Origin of the sequence: Photobacterium sp. Alg240-V54, from assembly GCF_900537155.1 — a bacterium.
In the GTDB taxonomy this organism is placed as follows: domain Bacteria; phylum Pseudomonadota; class Gammaproteobacteria; order Enterobacterales; family Vibrionaceae; genus Photobacterium.
The window spans coordinates 339,333-355,358 of record NZ_UNRL01000001.1 but is presented as its reverse complement, the minus strand read 5'-3'; the positions used below and the strand labels follow the sequence as shown (position 1 = coordinate 355,358).

16 protein-coding genes are annotated in these 16,026 nt (G+C 37.4%); 10 read left to right on the top strand and 6 right to left on the bottom strand.

Annotation, left to right across the window (positions count from 1 at the left end; genetic code table 11):
* Positions 1-34: 34 nt before the first annotated feature.
* Complete coding sequence (locus G6R09_RS01735; protein ID WP_163920213.1) at positions 35-520, bottom strand: GNAT family N-acetyltransferase; 486 nt, start codon at positions 518-520, stop codon at positions 35-37.
* Between the two features lie 372 nt (positions 521-892).
* On the opposite strand from G6R09_RS01735, the gene G6R09_RS01730 reads away from it, so the two are divergent.
* From G6R09_RS01730 to G6R09_RS01710, 5 genes are all read left to right on the top strand, one after another.
* Positions 893-1,669, top strand: coding sequence for a metal ABC transporter ATP-binding protein (locus G6R09_RS01730; protein WP_065177190.1), 777 nt, complete (start codon positions 893-895; stop codon positions 1,667-1,669).
* Positions 1,662-2,525, top strand: a complete 864-nt coding sequence (locus G6R09_RS01725; RefSeq protein WP_065167111.1) for a metal ABC transporter permease — start codon at positions 1,662-1,664, stop codon at positions 2,523-2,525. The genes G6R09_RS01730 and G6R09_RS01725 overlap by 8 nt, the downstream gene beginning before the upstream one ends.
* A 1-nt stretch (position 2,526) precedes the next feature.
* Positions 2,527-3,483: a metal ABC transporter substrate-binding protein gene (locus tag G6R09_RS01720; RefSeq protein WP_065167110.1), complete on the top strand. Its 957-nt coding sequence runs from the start codon at positions 2,527-2,529 to the stop codon at positions 3,481-3,483.
* 272 nt (positions 3,484-3,755) lie between these two features.
* Positions 3,756-3,974: a hypothetical protein gene (locus tag G6R09_RS01715; protein ID WP_065167109.1), complete on the top strand. Its 219-nt coding sequence runs from the start codon at positions 3,756-3,758 to the stop codon at positions 3,972-3,974.
* 112 nt (positions 3,975-4,086) lie between these two features.
* Complete coding sequence (locus G6R09_RS01710) at positions 4,087-5,391, top strand: hypothetical protein (RefSeq protein ID WP_163920211.1); 1,305 nt, start codon at positions 4,087-4,089, stop codon at positions 5,389-5,391.
* A gap of 109 nt (positions 5,392-5,500) precedes the next feature.
* Here the strand turns inward: G6R09_RS01710 and G6R09_RS01705 are convergent, their stop codons facing one another.
* On the bottom strand, positions 5,501-6,592 hold the full coding sequence (locus tag G6R09_RS01705; RefSeq protein ID WP_240345686.1) for a nickel/cobalt transporter: 1,092 nt from the start codon (positions 6,590-6,592) through the stop codon (positions 5,501-5,503).
* Positions 6,593-6,613: 21 nt separating this feature from the next.
* On the bottom strand, positions 6,614-7,282 hold the full coding sequence (locus G6R09_RS01700; RefSeq protein ID WP_373423674.1) for a DUF1007 family protein: 669 nt from the start codon (positions 7,280-7,282) through the stop codon (positions 6,614-6,616).
* Positions 7,283-7,805: 523 nt separating this feature from the next.
* Here G6R09_RS01700 and lptA point away from each other — a divergent pair.
* Both lptA and G6R09_RS01690 read left to right on the top strand, forming a co-directional pair.
* A complete protein-coding gene (gene lptA, locus G6R09_RS01695; protein ID WP_065167103.1) occupies positions 7,806-8,294 on the top strand; it encodes a lipopolysaccharide transport periplasmic protein LptA in 489 nt (162 codons plus the stop codon).
* 11 nt (positions 8,295-8,305) lie between these two features.
* The gene (locus G6R09_RS01690) at positions 8,306-8,773 is read left to right on the top strand and encodes a GNAT family N-acetyltransferase (protein WP_107272713.1); all 468 of its coding nucleotides are present in this window, start codon (positions 8,306-8,308) and stop codon (positions 8,771-8,773) included.
* Positions 8,774-9,051: 278 nt separating this feature from the next.
* Here G6R09_RS01690 and G6R09_RS01685 read toward each other — a convergent pair whose 3' ends face one another.
* The 3 genes from G6R09_RS01685 to G6R09_RS01675 all read right to left on the bottom strand — a co-directional run bounded on the left by G6R09_RS01685 (position 9,052) and on the right by G6R09_RS01675 (position 12,001).
* Positions 9,052-9,552 (bottom strand): hypothetical protein, encoded by a 501-nt coding sequence (locus G6R09_RS01685; protein ID WP_087845313.1) that lies wholly within the window; start codon positions 9,550-9,552, stop codon positions 9,052-9,054.
* A 344-nt stretch (positions 9,553-9,896) separates the two neighbouring features.
* The gene (locus G6R09_RS01680) at positions 9,897-10,685 is read right to left on the bottom strand and encodes a phytanoyl-CoA dioxygenase family protein (RefSeq protein WP_065167100.1); all 789 of its coding nucleotides are present in this window, start codon (positions 10,683-10,685) and stop codon (positions 9,897-9,899) included.
* Positions 10,686-10,849: 164 nt separating this feature from the next.
* Positions 10,850-12,001 (bottom strand): iron-containing alcohol dehydrogenase, encoded by a 1,152-nt coding sequence (locus tag G6R09_RS01675; protein WP_163920207.1) that lies wholly within the window; start codon positions 11,999-12,001, stop codon positions 10,850-10,852.
* A 224-nt stretch (positions 12,002-12,225) separates the two neighbouring features.
* On the opposite strand from G6R09_RS01675, the gene G6R09_RS01670 reads away from it, so the two are divergent.
* The 3 genes from G6R09_RS01670 (at position 12,226) to G6R09_RS01660 (ending at position 15,839) form a co-directional block, all read left to right on the top strand.
* Positions 12,226-13,173 (top strand): AraC family transcriptional regulator, encoded by a 948-nt coding sequence (locus G6R09_RS01670; protein WP_240345685.1) that lies wholly within the window; start codon positions 12,226-12,228, stop codon positions 13,171-13,173.
* Between the two features lie 105 nt (positions 13,174-13,278).
* Positions 13,279-13,896, top strand: a complete 618-nt coding sequence (locus tag G6R09_RS01665; protein WP_065167098.1) for an NAD(P)H-dependent oxidoreductase — start codon at positions 13,279-13,281, stop codon at positions 13,894-13,896.
* 2 nt (positions 13,897-13,898) lie between these two features.
* Positions 13,899-15,839, top strand: coding sequence for a monovalent cation:proton antiporter-2 (CPA2) family protein (locus G6R09_RS01660; protein ID WP_163920203.1), 1,941 nt, complete (start codon positions 13,899-13,901; stop codon positions 15,837-15,839).
* Positions 15,840-16,026: the final 187 nt, after the last annotated feature.

The window sequence follows — 16,026 nt, the reverse complement described above, 5'->3', positions numbered from 1 at the left end:
GTGACATAACAGTTAATACTTCCAATAGCGCATATTAGATTGATAGTAAACGAGACATGGCAATAGCATTTGAGCCGTAACTTATAGGCACTTCAAGCGAGTTATCAGCAATGAAATCAAATTTCTGCCAAAATGAAGCTGAATTTTGGACTGAAATTAATGAGGCTGATTGATAATTCATAGCCTTTAGAGCGACAAATAAGTGGTTGATCAATAAAGAAGGGAGTCCTTGCCCTTGTGATGTCGGTTTAATCGCTAAATCATGAAGATGTAAATGCGTACTATCTATATATTTACTGGCTTTATTTAACTGAGGTAGAGATTTTTTATCGCAAGGATGACTAATCAGATAGCCGACAACACGGTGTTGATCATTAAGACATACAAAACATGTTTGTGGTGATATCGCTATTTTTGTTTTTAAAACAGCCATAGATTCACAATAATCATCGCCATAAGCTAATTGCTGAATACGTTCTATTTGATACCAATGCGATGACGTTATGGGGCTTAGTTTCATTTTTTTACTCTTATTGATTATTTTCTTACTTATACATAGTGCTTTTAACCAATGCAATGCGAACACTTAGACTGTTATTAACTCATTTGTAACCAAAGTTGTATTTGCTGGTATTGTTATGTTATAACATTACTCTGTTGTGGCGGTGGCGCCACTGAATGGTCTTTGTGCTAAATAATAAAAGAATAGAGTAATGATTCGTCAACAAAATCCACCAACCACGCACTCAAAATGTAATGATATAACATATCATAACAAGCTAAACTATCAAAATTCATTATTGCTAACCGGTGTATGCCAACGGAGTGCTATCGGTTTGACGATAATTACTTTGTTGTGGTGGACGTTAAGTTATTTTATTTAGGTAATGATATGATTTCATTGGTTAATTTTACAGTCTGCTACCGTAATGATATTGCGTTGGATAGCATATGTTGCACCATTAATGATGGTGATTTAGTGGCTATCGTAGGTCCGAATGGTGCAGGAAAATCAACGTTATTAAAAGCACTTATGCAGCAAATAACACCGACAGCTGGCGAGGTGTGCTTAGGTAAATACACCATGAAAGATATCGCTTATTTGCCGCAGAGTAGTCACATCGATCGTAATTTTCCAATTACTGTTGCTGAGTTTGTTTCCGCAGGGGCTTGGCGTCGTAGTTCATTTTGGCGCTGTTTTTCGCAACAAGAATCGAATCACATGGCTCAAGCATTAGAAACAGTGCAGTTGTCAGGTATGGAAACTCGTCAAATTAGTGAGTTATCAGGAGGGCAATTTCAGCGGATGTTATTTGCGAGAATGCTGCTGCAAGATGCACAAATATTATTATTAGATGAGCCTTTCGCTGCAATTGATGCACAGACATCTGAAGACTTAATGGCAGTAATAAAACGGTGCCAACAGCAAGGTAAAACCGTCATTGCTGTCATGCACGATTTATCGTTAGTTGCCCGCTATTTTCCTACCACGATCCTTATTGCTACACAGTTAGTCGCGAGCGGGGATACAAAAACAGTGCTTCAAAGTCATTATTTACAGCAAGCAGGGTATCAAGCTTATCTCACCCCTTGCTTTGATAAAATTCAGTCTTTATCGACATTATCTCCTATCGCAATGGATGCACAGCAGGAATGTGGCCATGACTGAGGTAATACACTTTTTAACTCAACCTTTTAGTGATTTTAATTTTATGCAGCGTGCCCTATGGGGATGTTTGTTATTAAGCATTAGTGGTACACCGATCGGCGTTTTTTTAACCTTGCGTCGAATGAGCTTAACCGGTGATGCCATGTCACATGCAATTTTACCAGGCGCTGCAATCGGTTTTTTAATTTCAGGGATATCTGTAACTGCGATGACAATTGGTGGTGTTATTGCAGGTTGTATTGTGGCTATTTTGTCTGGTATTGCCGCACGGCATTCAAAAGCCGAAGAAGATGCAAGTATGGCCGCTTTTTACTTATTGTCACTTGCATTAGGTGTACTCATTATTTCTACCAAAGGTAGCAATATGGATTTATTGCATGTCTTATTTGGTTCGACTTTAGCACTTAATAATGCTGCCTTGATTCTGTTGACTTTAATAGCATCGATAACAGTGCTTACGTTAGCTGTGCTGTATCGACCTTTAGTCATGGAGTGTGTTGATCCTGCTTTTTTTAAGACTGTTAGTAAGCTTAGTGGTGTGGCTCATTATGGTTTTTTACTGCTATTAGTGCTTAACCTCGTTGCGGGTTTTCAAGCACTTGGCACATTAATGGCCGTCGGTTTAATGATCTTACCTGCAACCATTGCTCGTTTTTGGAGTGGTCGCTTAGGTGGCATGCTTGTTATTGCGTTTGTTGCTTCGATTAGCAGCTGCTATGTCGGTTTAATTGTTTCATATTATTTAGGTTTTGCAACCAGCCCATCTATCGTATTGGTGATGGGGGGGGTGTATTTGTTGTCACTATTATTTGGTCGCCAAGGTGGCATTATTTTTAAAAGTTGGAGTAAAAGTTAACATGACAACCAAGAAGATATTACATAAAAAAGCCGTTGTTGCTGCGGTTGTGTTAGGACTAATAGCAAGTTCATCAGCAATGGCAGAAACGAAGGTGCCAGTCGTTGCCAGTTTTTCTATTTTAGGTGATTTAGTCTCTCAAGTTGGTGGCGATCATGTAGCGGTAAAAGATCTTGTCGGCATTAATGGTGATGTACATACTTATAGTCCCGCCCCGATGGATGCCGTGGCAGTAAAAGATGCACAATTGGTGGTAATTAATGGACTAGGACTTGAAGGGTGGTTACCAAGGTTAATCGAATCATCTCATTTTAAAGGTACAGAAATTGTCGCTTCAAAAGGGATCGATACACTAACCTTAGCTGAAGAAGAGTGTGATCATCATTCATCGGCAAAAGAAGGCTGTCATCACCATCACCATCACCATCATGGCGTATATGATCCTCATGCATGGAATAGTGTTACTAACGTTAAAACTTATGTAAAAAATATTGAAGCAGGATTGATTAAAGTTGACCCGGCACATACCAGTGATTATCAACACAACGCGCAAGCTTATTTGCAAAAGCTAGATAAATTGCAACTTGATATTCAAAAGCAGTTTGCCAAAATTCCTGCATCTCAACGGATGATCGTTACATCGCATGATGCATTTCAATACTTTTCACGTGATTATGATGTGACTTTCTTAGCGCCACAAGGAACCAGTACCAGTGCTGAAGCTAGTGCTGCTGATGTCGCGAAAATAATTAATCAAGTGCGTGATGATCATGTACGTGCAGTATTTATTGAGAATATAACCGATAACCGTATGGTTGAGCAGATCAGCCATGAAACAGGCGCTAAAATCGGTGGCAAATTATATTCAGATGCATTGTCAGGCCCTAGTGAACCCGCTAGTTCATACATTAAGATGATGGAATATAATACCGCAACTATTGCTAATGCATTGAAGTAATCGTTAATCAATGCTTAATCATTCAATACTAAACTATCTTTAGAGTAAATAATCACCTACTAATAACAGTAGGTGGTTATATTTAACAGTAAATATAAAATATTTAATAATAAGATAGGAGTATTAATTAATTTGATAACTTATCGTGAAGCATATAAATAATAGAGACTATATTTTTAAGAATTTTGATTTCATTTAAAAGGATTAATTTGCTTATAAAACTTGTTAAAATGCGCAGCGATAATTAAGTTATATTATTCGTTGGGTTAAAAATGGTTTCATTGGTACGTTTTTTGTTATTACCACAGCAACGATTACAATATCGTTTGAATTTTGTACGATTTAAAATCAAAAGTACTGAAAAAACGATCCGTTATTGTGTTAGTCGTGGGCTAAATAACAACCCTCAGTTTTTATTGTGTAATTTAGACCGTTATTGCACCGAATTTGAAGAGCTTTATGCGCGCCAAATGAAAAATAAATCATTATAAATCAAGCGATAAAAATGCATTCTATTCAGTGTAAATTAAATCTGCTGTTCGGTTGAGATCTCATACGAAAAATCCAGTATTATAGCAGTATGTTCATTTATAGTTACTAAGTATGAAAAATCCACAAACCATTCCTCTAGTTGATGATGTTGATACATTAACTCGCTTAAAAACAGCATTTGTTGCGGGTATTTGGGCAACATTAGCCAGTATTTCTATTGGTTTTTTGTTTAAAGTTTGGTTGGCACAGTGGGTTGCAAAAGATGATTTAGCGTTATTCAATAGTGTTATTGATATTGTGTCATTATCGTTAATATTAATGACAGGATTTCGATCGTCTATGGTGGTTACATACAGCCAGACCCATAACGATCATGATATTATAAATATCTTTCGATTTAGTTTAATTGTGATGGTGTTAATCACATGGGGATTAGTTTTACCTTATATAAAACATGAACTCCATATTAATGTAGGCTATTTCGAGATGGTTGGCGTTATTTTTGGTATGGGATTAAAGATATACTTTACCAATTTAATTGCTATGTATCGCTTATATGACGTGTCAAATAAAGTTACTTGGATTGAACCTACATCTAACGTTATTACCTTTATTGGTTGTTATTATATTTTCCATTTTAGCGCTTTAGCCTCACTTTTTTATAGTGTGATGGTCTCTTCATTGATTGTTGCTCACTTCATGTATTGGAAGCGTAGAAAACAAATTGCCACCAAACCATTAACAACTGTTCAGCTCGATCCCAATATGCGTAACTATGTGCGTAAAAGTTTTACCGCATCGTTAGAAGCTGGAGCCAGTATTTTGATGATTTATGCGGCTGTTTTGCTGACGATCACCCGTTTTAGTCTGGATGAATTAGGTGATTTCCAAGTTGTTGTAAGGCCGATTTTTACTTACATGACAATGTTATTTGTATTTCCGATTTATCGGTTTGTATTACCTGAATTATCTCAAAGTGTCCGTAAAGGAGAACATGCTCAAATACGGGCTATTCGGCGTTGGGTGTATCGATTAGCGATCATTGTGAGTGTGATCTTTTTCTTGGTGATGTTAGTTGGTGGAAAAGAGATCATTGGGTTTATTTTCCCTGCCCAATATAAAGGCGCAGAAATTGTATTATTTCACTTCTCTATTTTCTTTATTTTCATGATGCTTAATGCATACCAGTTAGCCTATATAAAAGCGCATGGAAAATTTACTTTAAGTTTAATGATCCGCCTAAGTGGTATTGTCACTTTGGTTGTTAGCTATTATCTGTTGGCATTATTTACCGCTAACGTAGTTGCAATAATTGTTGCGTTAGGCTTAGGTTATGTGATGATGTTTATTCTATCGACTATTGCAGAGCAGCAAATTTTGCGTGACTATCGACGTCAAGGTATTGTGGTTGATTAAGTTTGATATAAATGAATAACGTTAGCGTATTGGTGTTATTAATTAAATAAAAAGGTTGAGTGGCAATGATAGCCTCTCAACCTTTTTAAATGAAAACTAAGAGCTATAGTTATAATACTGGTGACATACCATAGCTGTGGCCATTAAGGAGCAATAAACCTAATAATACCATTAATATTCCTCCAATCAGTTTGATGATAATACTGCTCATGGTACGTTGACGTTGATTGGTAGCTAAATAACGACTAACAATCTTTTTACCTGATAAGGTTAATAGTGCGATCCCTGATGTTGTCAGCGCTGTACCCACAGCCATTAAAATGGCACTGATAACCCCAAGCCAATAAAGACCGACCATATTGGCAAATAACAGCACTAAAATAGCACCGGTACAAGGTCGAATACCGATACTGAACACAATCACAATGTATTCACGCAAGCTAGTTGCATTATTGATTTCATCAGCGTTAGCGAAGTGTTTATGACCACAACCGCAGTTATCACCATGATCATGATGGTGGTGATGTTGCGCCGTTCTAAGTTGCCATGCTTGTTTTAAACTGCGATAAATAACAATCGCGCCAAGTAATAGCATCGCCATAAAGCTGTAGCTAATAAATTGATCTGCAGCATCGTTAACTTGGCGCATTGATGATTTGAAAAATACTAATAGAATACTAACAAGTGTAATCGCAACAATAGCTTGTACAAATGCTGAAACCACTGTCATTATTAAACTGGCTTTTATCTTTGCTGGGTTAGTAGCAAGGTAAGTGGTGACAATCATCTTGCCATGGCCAGGCCCTAAGGAATGAAAAATACCGTAAAGAAAGCTCAGTCCTGCTAATGAATAAGCCGCGGTTATGTTTTGCTGGGCATCATAAAGTAAATCACTGAGCTGACCATTAATATCGCGTTGCCATTTAATGCTAGTCATTAACATTGCAGGCCATTGTAGCCATAAATAATAACCGCTACCAAGAAATAACAGTAATACAATTGTTCGAGTTAACCAAGAGATAGATGCAGGGTTAATATCGGAATGGTGATGATCACACGTTGCGCTATGACCATCATGGTTGTGTTCTAAATGATGATGTTCACATCGATGGTGGTGTTCATTGGGCTCATGCGGATCGCAGCATGAAGAGGCAACAGCAGGATCTTTTGCCTCTGAGATTGAGTTACAGCCGGGTTTCATTCGGAAAATCCTAAATCAATGCTATTTAGTGGAAGGCAAGGCATTGTCGACATTGCAGTACAGTTTAACTGTTTGGGTAAATACCTGACCTAATTTATCATCAGGATCTGGGCTTTCATCAGCAGGAATCGACATTGCATACGTAACTTGTTCGGGGGTTGGATGTGGCTCGATAAGTTTAAAACTACAGGTTTTGGCCAATTCGGGTGACAGTACAATGTCACTTTTGTTACCCCATGACATATCTACATAATAACTTGGTTCAAAGATTAACAATTTAAGTGAATCTTTGGTGACCGTTTTTGGTTTGGCTAATGGAAGCTCAAAAGTTAGCGTCGCTTTTGCACGTGGTTTTATTAATTCGCCACCTGCTGGAATATGGTATTTAATTGGGGTTTCGTTGTCATAGAAATAAGTAAAATAGTGCTCATTTTTCATGTTTTCCATCACAGATGCCGCAATGTTTTTCAAGGTTTGTTGCTTGTTTTTTGGCGACATATCTTCACCATCAAGCATATAAGCGGTAGTCATGGCATCAAATGTCCATACCATTTTAAATCCTGTGATTTGATTATTATTGCCTTCGATATAGGTCTTCATATCAATCCATGAATGAGGATGTGCCTGACTGGTTATTGGCGATAACGCAGCAATTGATAACATAAAACTGCAAAGGACATTCCTGCGCATGTAAAACTCCATATTCATCATGTGATGAGTGCAAACAATAGGGGATAATAAGCATCTATCAATGTGATGTTATAACATAGAGCTATTGATTGATCTAGGTGAACAATGGGGGGAATTATCGAGTATTTTAGATAAAGAGAAGATCAGGATAATGAACTACTAAATTGGTGTGTTATTAGCAGTTCATTTATATAAACAATGACGATCAGTTATTGCCGTCTAAAATAAAGTCAGGTTTGATAAGGTGCTGACAAAGAGATAATAATTGTTGCTGTTCTTGCTGATTGCATTAGCAACAAAAAAATAAGTTAACTTATAACGCTATGATTTCATAAGATTTATTTGGTCTTGAAGGGAATGAGAAATCGTGGTGAAAAATAGCTTTAAGATAAAAATTCAAAAATCAGTTAGAATATAATTATGAGCGATATACTTAGTGATTTAGATTTGAAGTAATGGTTAACTTCTTATTCATTGGTATGATCGTGACAAAATTAGCAGCAATTGATGAGAACAATACATAATGAAAAAACAGTTATTTACTGCAAGTTTACTCTTACTTTTAAGTAGCTCTGTCTTTGCTGCTACAGCAGACACACAGTTACCAATAGAGTTATCATCAGTTACTCAAGATGTGGATGTTGAAAATAATACCACTACGTTGATCGGCAAGGTTGATATTGTGCAGGGTGGCGTCACCATCAAAGCAGATAAAGCAATCATTAAACTAAATGGTAAAACCAAAGAATTAAAAACCATTGAAGTTTATGGCAAGCCCGCTTACTTCAAACGAGTAATGAAGGATGGCAAAGTGATCAACGGTGAGTCTGGATATGGTATTTATACGCCATCAAGCAATATGATGGTCTTAAAACAAAATGCTAAAATTGTGCAAGATGGCAATACGATTCGTGCTAATGAGATCAGCTATAACCTTAAAGCGCAATTTATGAAAGCAACTGGCACTAAGTCTCAACAAGTTAAAACTAAGCTATTACCAGAAACAAAGTAAAAGGAATGATTGTGGAATTAGTAACTGTTAATTCAAGTAATTTAGCGATTTATCTAAATTTAACTCAAGCTTATGAAGCAGAGTTTTCGCCATTGACCAAAAAATTACCTGATGAAGAGGGTAAGTTTACTTTAGATACGCCGATTGAAGGCAACGTTACTGGCTATTTATTGTACATTGATGGTACACCTGCTGGGCTAGCGGCAATTGCTAACGAGAGTGTTGATCATTACGAAGTGTGTGATTTTTACGTTGTGCCAGTATTTCGTCAGCACAAAGCGGGTCAGCGCTTTGCCCATATTCTATTTGATATGATGCCAGGCTTATGGCAGAGCAAGCAAATTGCAGGGGCTGATAATGCGATTGCTTTTTGGCGACGCGCGATTGGTGCTTATACAAATAATGAATTTGTAGAAGATATTTATCACGATGAATATTGGGGTGATGTTACTCGCCAATGTTTTAAAACCACCGCTTAATTATCACTGGTTTTAAATAACTATATTAGTTAATAAAGCCCCTATTTTTTATTTAAAGATAGGGGCTTTATTTTAGAAAAAATATTTTCATATGCTATTACTAATGGGATTGCTAAAGCGGTAAATAAAAACATTATCCCTATAAGTATAAATCCTAATATGCCTATATCATCATAATGATGTGGCCGTTTTTTGTATTTTATAATGTTTAATACGATGAATTTCATGACAGTTCCGTGTATAAAGCCTCTAATTAAAGAGGCTTTCATGCTTATTTGTTAGTTACTCACTAGCAAGTTGTTTGATATTTGTTTGAGATATATTATTAAGATCATTCCTAACCCTAATAATTGCCATAAATATTGTCCGTCAGGTGCTCCTGATATTGTTTGGCTAAATAATAATACTGAAGTTACAAACAGTGAGGCAACAGCGGAACGTTGAGTAAATACGCTATCTTTATCATTTAAAAACTCACCCTTCATAATTGCTATAATTAAAATTACTGCAGGTAAACATTGCAATATAATTATCAATGGAAACATATAGTCATATATAGGCGTAAAGAGCATATGAGCAACTGAAGATTTATCCCAGTTGCCAGTTATATATGACTTCCATCCAGACCAAGAGTCTCCTTTGTAAGCAATATGTGGAAATAGTACGTTAGCAGTAACACCAAATAACTTATCTATAAATCCATTTTTAAACCAAAATGCGAAGAGAAAAATTTGAATTGGTATAATTTTAAAATTTAACAGCTTTAATTTACTTAACATTTAACCTTTACCTTACTTGGTGTCATTATATTGCTTAACATTCAATATATTCCTTTTACAATTGTGTTTATTTGGTTTACTAAAATTCAATAATACTGAAATATTGATTGAGTTAAAATAACAAAAATAAAAACTAAAAATGTTAATAATAAATATTTAATATTTTCCATTCTCATAGTAGAGAGTTAAGAAAGGATAATGGGCAGCTATTACATTACACATCGACCATGGGTGACTATATAGACTGGAATGATCGTTGTGTTCGCAATGGTCAATAAAGAATGCCCACAAAAAAAGCGAGATATCACGCAATACCTCGCTTTTGGAGTTAGGATTTTTATTGATTAAGCACACGCCATCGATTTTAGCTGCAGCGTATTTATAAACAATCTTGGATCAGTAATATTATTAAGTATCGATGGAGTAGGTAAGCAATCATCATCGACGTAATCGACATAGTCAGCCGCTGAATCAAAGATTAAAATATCTAACGCCAAGCGATCTAATCCGTATAGGCCGCGGTGGATCATATCGGCAGAGAAGACTAATAAGTCACCTGCGGCGAGTGCAATCTGTTTACCGCCAGAGATGCTATCGTTACTAAGCTTGCCATTAACTTCTTGGCGAACATTATATTCTTCTTCATTATCCCATCGTTTGTGGGTGCCAGGGATAATTTCCATACCGGGTTCATCAAACAAAGGTATACGAAGGTGAAGCACTTGCGTTTCAAGGATGATTCGCATTTGATCATTAATGTCATAGTCATATTGACAGTCGCGATGCCAAAAATCTTTTTGTTGCGGATTAACAGGGTTAAAAAATAGCTGTGTATTCATAAATGCAGGGTTATTAGGTATTACTGCATCGACTACTTGCATGATTTTTTTTGAGCTGATGAAGTTAAAAAGTACCGTTCTATCGTCGATAGCTAAATACTCGCTGCCTGTAATTAACGATGAGTTAAACGCTTCTTCTTGATAGAATTCTTTATTGTCTGCTTTCCATAATTCATGGAATTTTAAAACGACTTTTCTCAATGATGCAATTTGGGCATCATCAAAATAATTTCTAATAACAAAGTAACCATCTTTGTCGTAACTGTTACTTAATTGTTGGCTATTTTCTACCACAGATTACCTTCATGCTCTTGGTACCGTTGACAGACCACGGTATTCTTTGGCGCATAATGCCAGATAGGCATCATTCAACCAAGCAATTAATATTATCAATAAAAAAGGCTAGGTATGATGAAATACCTAGCCTCTATATGTATCAAATTATCATTAGGTTATGATTATAATGCTGTCTCTAAAATCTTACGGCTATCTGCAATTGTCAGTTTACCGTGTTCACCTAATGCGGTCATACCGTGTTTCTCAAGGCTGTTAATCAGCACATCAATATCTGTAGCGCCTAGTTCAACATCTGCCAATGACGTTGGGACATCCATCTCTTTAAAGAAAGCAATAGTGCGAGCAATAGCTGCATCAATGCGCTCGTCGGCAGTGCCGGTAGTAATACCAAATACACGCTCTGCATATTGAACTAATTTAGCTTGTTTCTCAGTGCGACAAACCTGCATTACCGCTGGTAGTACAATACTTAATGTACGTGCATGATCGATAGCATAGTTACCGGTTAGCTCATGGCCAATCATATGCGTTGTCCAATCTTGTGGTACACCGACACCAATTAAACCATTCAATGCTTGCGTTGCCGACCACATGATATTAGCGCGAACAGCGATATCATTTGGGGTCGCAAGGGCTTTTGGACCTTCTTCGATAAGTGTTAGCAATAGACCTTCAGCAAAACGATCTTGGACTTTAGCATTTACAGGGAAAGTTAAGTATTGCTCCATAGTATGAACAAAAGCATCCACCACACCGTTAGACACTTGGCGTGGTGATAAGCTTAAAGTGGTTTGTGGATCTAAAATAGCAAAAGTCGGTTTTACCAATGGTGAGCCAAAGAATAGCTTGTCTTTACCACGAGAAACCACAGAGCCACCATTAGTTTCAGAACCTGTTGCAGGCAGGGTTAATACACAGCCAATAGGTAGTGCAGTAATAACTGGTGCTTGGTCATGAAGGATTTCCCAAGGATCGTTACCTTCGTAACACGCTGCAGCTGCAATGAATTTAGTACCATCAACCACAGAACCACCGCCAACAGCCAGTAGGAAGTCAAAACCTTCAGCTTTTACTTTAGTAACAGCTTGCATCAAAGTGTCATATTGTGGATTTGGCTCAACGCCCGCAAACTCGTCCCAATTAAAACCACTAAGTGCGGCAGCAACTTGCTCATACACACCGTTGGTTTTGATTGAACCGCCACCGTAAACCACTAAGATTTTCTTATCTTTAGGAATGTCATTGGCAATTTCAGCAATTTGACCTTCGCCAAAATGAATTTTTGTTGGGCTTTGATAGGTAAATTTGTCCATTGTTTTTCCCTCTCAGCAGCAAGCTGACGCTGATTATTATAATGATTTTGTTTTATCGAAGACTCACTATCTTTGATGTCCACAGTCTAGGTGATAATACTGTTTCACTTAATACATAATTCTCTTTAATACTTGCCTATTTCTCTTTTGTTGACGGAGTTGATGATTGATTTATGGTAGGGGTCTGCTAAGGTAAATAAAACCAAATTATGGATCCCATCGTCGTGAAGATAGATAGCTGTCAATATTTAACCGTCAATCCGCTTGCTGTAGTGCCGCCCAGTTTAATTACCCTTGCAACCTCATTATGTGAGTATTATGGATTAGCACAACGTTCAGGTCGAGTTGATACCTGTTTAGCAGGAATACGGTTGTTCAGAATTGATGGTTATCGAAAATATAGTCCGCAAATGTATGAGCAAGGTATTGTTATTATTCTTCAAGGTCGAAAAATTGGTCACTTAAATCAACACCAATTTAATTATGATCCACACCGGTGTTTATTAGTGACTACCCCTTATCCGATTGTTTGTGAAACCTTTGCATCACATGAACAACCGTTAATGGGGATCAATATTGACTTTGATATCACGGTTATTGGACAATTAGTCGCAATGATTGAAGCTCAGCAGCATAGCCGTTTTGATTATGAAGGTAGTTGTGGTGTGGCGACAACACAAATGACTGACCGCATGTATCGCAGTGTCGAACAATTATTAGAGGTATTGCACGATCCTCTTGATGCACAAGTGCTCGGTCCCTCGCTAATACGACAGTTGTTTTATTATTTGTTACATAGTGAACAAGGCTATTTATTAGCGCAATATTGTGAACAAGACAGTGTTTTAGCTAAAATTTCAGCAGTCATTGATTATGTGCAGCAGCATTATGCGACTAAATTACAGGTGCATGAATTAGCTGTGATGGCAGGAATGAGTGTCTCTGTATTTCATAAAGTCTTTAAGCAAGTAGTGACCGATCCGCCGCTGCAATATATAAAAAAAATTCGCTTAAATAATGCAAAAACATTAATGCTGCAACAAGGAATGGCTGCTAATGTTGCAGCAGGGCAAGTCGGATATGAAAGTCCGACCCAATTTAGTCGTGAATTTAAACGATATTTTGGTTTGCCACCAAGTAAAATCCATGAACAAACCGGATTTATTCGGTAATATATCGTAGTGGAATGAAATAGTGTGCAATTGAAGTGAAAATGTATAAAAATGCTTTTATTAACATATAAGCCATCATCATAAGGCTAAATAATAAGGAAAATAATGTCTGAGCCTCATAAAAAAATTCTGATTCTGTTTGCGCATCCATCGCAAAATCGTTCTGAAATCAATATGCCATTGTTTAATGCATCAAAAGGTTTTGAGCATGTCACTACTGTCGATTTATACGCGGAATACCCTAGATACCGTATTGATATTGATAAAGAACAACAACGTTTACGTGACCACGATGTGATTGTGTTTATGTTCCCATTGTATTGGTACTCCACACCCTCGCTCTTAAAAGAGTGGCAAGATTTAGTGTTGGAATACGGTTTTGCTTATGGCAGTGAGGGCACAGCATTACAAGGCAAAAAGTTTCTTTGTGCACTGACCGCTGGTGGAGCTGAATCAAGTTACCGTAAAGAAGGTTTTAACCATTTTACGATTCGTGAATTATTACAACCGTTAGAGCAAATGGCAGAGTTAACGGGAATGGAATTTTTAGCCCCATTTGCTTTGTTTGGCGCAGGAACCGCAACAGAAGAGCAACGTGTTACTAAACATTTAGAAAACTGGCGCCGTGTGTTAGTTGCTATTGCTGATAATAAGCTCAATTATGATGTCGCGAGTAAATTATCAAAATTAAACCATAATCTTGATAGTGTGATCACGGAGTAGTCATGACTGGTATATTTTTACAAGCATTTATTTATTTAGTTGCGGCAGTCATTGCGGTACCTATTGCGAAACGATTTGGGTTAGGCTCGGTATTAGGCTACTTAATTGCTGGTGTTGTTATTGGACCAGTGATTGGGTTAGTGGGCAGTGAAACCAGCACTATTCAGCACTTTGCTGAGTTTGGCGTGGTAATGATGCTGTTTATAGTTGGTTTAGAACTTGAACCTAAAATGCTGTGGGGCATGCGTCATCGTTTATTGGGCTTGGGTGGTCTGCAAGTTGTTGTGACTACTGCTGTAGTAATGGGGATTGCGAGTGTATTCGGTGTTGGTTGGACTTATGCATTAGCGATTGGTTTGATTTTCTCACTGTCATCAACTGCTATTGTACTGCAAACATTTAATGAGAAAGGGTTAAGCAAAACGGAAGGTGGAAAGAGCGCGTTTTCAGTTCTGCTGTTTCAAGATATTGCCGTTATTCCAATGTTGGCATTAATTCCTTTATTGGCATTACCTGAATTAGTTGAAAAAGCGCAAACAACCGTTGCTGCCGCCGCAGAACATCATGACGATCTTAGTTTAGTTGCTGGGTTACCTGGTTGGGGATACGCGATTGTAGTGATCCTTGCGATTGCAGGTGTGGTGGTTGGTGGGCATTATTTAAGTCGTCCATTATTTCGTTTTGTTGCCGCTTCTGGATTACGTGAGATATTTACAGCAACAGCATTAATGTTAGTTATTGGTATTGCAGCATTAATGAGTCTTATTGGTTTATCGCCAGCGTTGGGTACTTTCCTTGCGGGTGTAGTACTGGCAAACAGTGAGTTCCGCCATGAGCTCGAATCAAATATTGAACCGTTTAAAGGATTATTACTGGGGCTGTTCTTTATTACCGTAGGCGCAGGGATTAACTTCAGTATTTTGTTTGATCAATTTGGTCTTATTATTGGGTTAACGCTGGGCGTTATGCTGATTAAGGCATTGGTGTTATTCATTTTAGCCTTTGTGTTCAAAGTTAAAGGCAGTGATAAATGGCTGTTTGCGCTTAGTTTGGCACAAGCGGGTGAGTTTGGTTTTGTATTGTTAAATTACACCGTTCAAAATAATGTCTTACCGGCTGAGTTAGGTCAAACGTTGTCGCTGGTAGTTGCATTATCAATGTTCTTAACCCCAGGGTTATTTATTCTATTTGATAAAGTTATTTTACCGCGATTTAGTGCTGCTAAAAATGATCGAGAAGCAGATGAAATAGACGAGCAAGGTAAAGTTATCATTGCTGGTATTGGTCGTTTTGGTCAAATAGTTAACCGTTTATTAAGTGCTAATGGTATGAAAACGGTGGTACTCGACCATTCCGTAACTCAAATCGATAATATGCGTCAGATTGATATTAAGAGCTATTTTGGTGACGCAACTCGACATGATTTATTGCATACTGCGGGCATTGAAGATGCCAAAGTATTTGTGGTTGCGATTGATGATCAAGAGCGTGCTACTGAGTTAGTGCATTATATTAAACAAACCTATCCGCATGTACGGGTATTAGCACGCGCTTATGATCGAGGCCATCATTACTCATTACGTTGCGCAGGTGCTGATTATGTGATCAGTGAAACTTATCGTTCAGCACTGGCAATGGGCGCGCAAGCGTTAAAAGAGCTTGGTGTGCATCCATTTAGGGCTGAACAGCAAAAAGCAATGTTTGTTGAAACAGAAGTAAAAAGCAAAGAGTTGTTGTATCAAACGTGGCGTGATAGCACCGAAGAAGATCGCTTTAACAGCTCTTATGTTGAATTATTTATGCAATTAGAGCAGACACTAGGTGAGGCAATGAAGCAAGAGCGTACTGATAAGCACACTAAATCAGAACGCGGTTGGACACCACCACCTAAAAACTTTATTGAAGAAGCCGAGCAAATGCAGGCCGATAAAAAAGAAAGTTAAATTCTAGTTAAGTGTGTAATTAAAACAAGAGGTGCTAAATACAGTTGTATTAGCACCTTTTTATTATGCGTTATTTTTGTATCTATATTGCGAAGCAATCTGAAAAACTTGAAATAAATTGCATTATTAAAATATGTCTTTTTTTGTTCTATTTATAAAATGCGCCAATTAGTTGAATTATATTTTA

Excerpts from the sequence above, each read along its gene's own strand:
- G6R09_RS01735 (WP_163920213.1), bottom strand. The coding sequence starts at position 520 with ATGAAACTAAGCCCCATAACGTCATCGCATTGGTATCAAATAGAACGT.
- G6R09_RS01730 (WP_065177190.1), top strand. The coding sequence starts at position 893 with ATGATTTCATTGGTTAATTTTACAGTCTGCTACCGTAATGATATTGCG.
- G6R09_RS01725 (WP_065167111.1), top strand. The coding sequence starts at position 1,662 with ATGACTGAGGTAATACACTTTTTAACTCAACCTTTTAGTGATTTTAAT.
- G6R09_RS01720 (WP_065167110.1), top strand. The coding sequence starts at position 2,527 with ATGACAACCAAGAAGATATTACATAAAAAAGCCGTTGTTGCTGCGGTT.
- G6R09_RS01715 (WP_065167109.1), top strand. The coding sequence starts at position 3,756 with ATGGTTTCATTGGTACGTTTTTTGTTATTACCACAGCAACGATTACAA.
- G6R09_RS01710 (WP_163920211.1), top strand. The coding sequence starts at position 4,087 with ATGAAAAATCCACAAACCATTCCTCTAGTTGATGATGTTGATACATTA.
- G6R09_RS01705 (WP_240345686.1), bottom strand. The coding sequence starts at position 6,592 with ATGAAACCCGGCTGTAACTCAATCTCAGAGGCAAAAGATCCTGCTGTT.
- G6R09_RS01700 (WP_373423674.1), bottom strand. The coding sequence starts at position 7,282 with ATGCGCAGGAATGTCCTTTGCAGTTTTATGTTATCAATTGCTGCGTTA.
- lptA (WP_065167103.1), top strand. The coding sequence starts at position 7,806 with ATGAAAAAACAGTTATTTACTGCAAGTTTACTCTTACTTTTAAGTAGC.
- G6R09_RS01685 (WP_087845313.1), bottom strand. The coding sequence starts at position 9,552 with ATGTTAAGTAAATTAAAGCTGTTAAATTTTAAAATTATACCAATTCAA.
- G6R09_RS01675 (WP_163920207.1), bottom strand. The coding sequence starts at position 12,001 with ATGGACAAATTTACCTATCAAAGCCCAACAAAAATTCATTTTGGCGAA.
- G6R09_RS01665 (WP_065167098.1), top strand. The coding sequence starts at position 13,279 with ATGTCTGAGCCTCATAAAAAAATTCTGATTCTGTTTGCGCATCCATCG.
- G6R09_RS01660 (WP_163920203.1), top strand. The coding sequence starts at position 13,899 with ATGACTGGTATATTTTTACAAGCATTTATTTATTTAGTTGCGGCAGTC.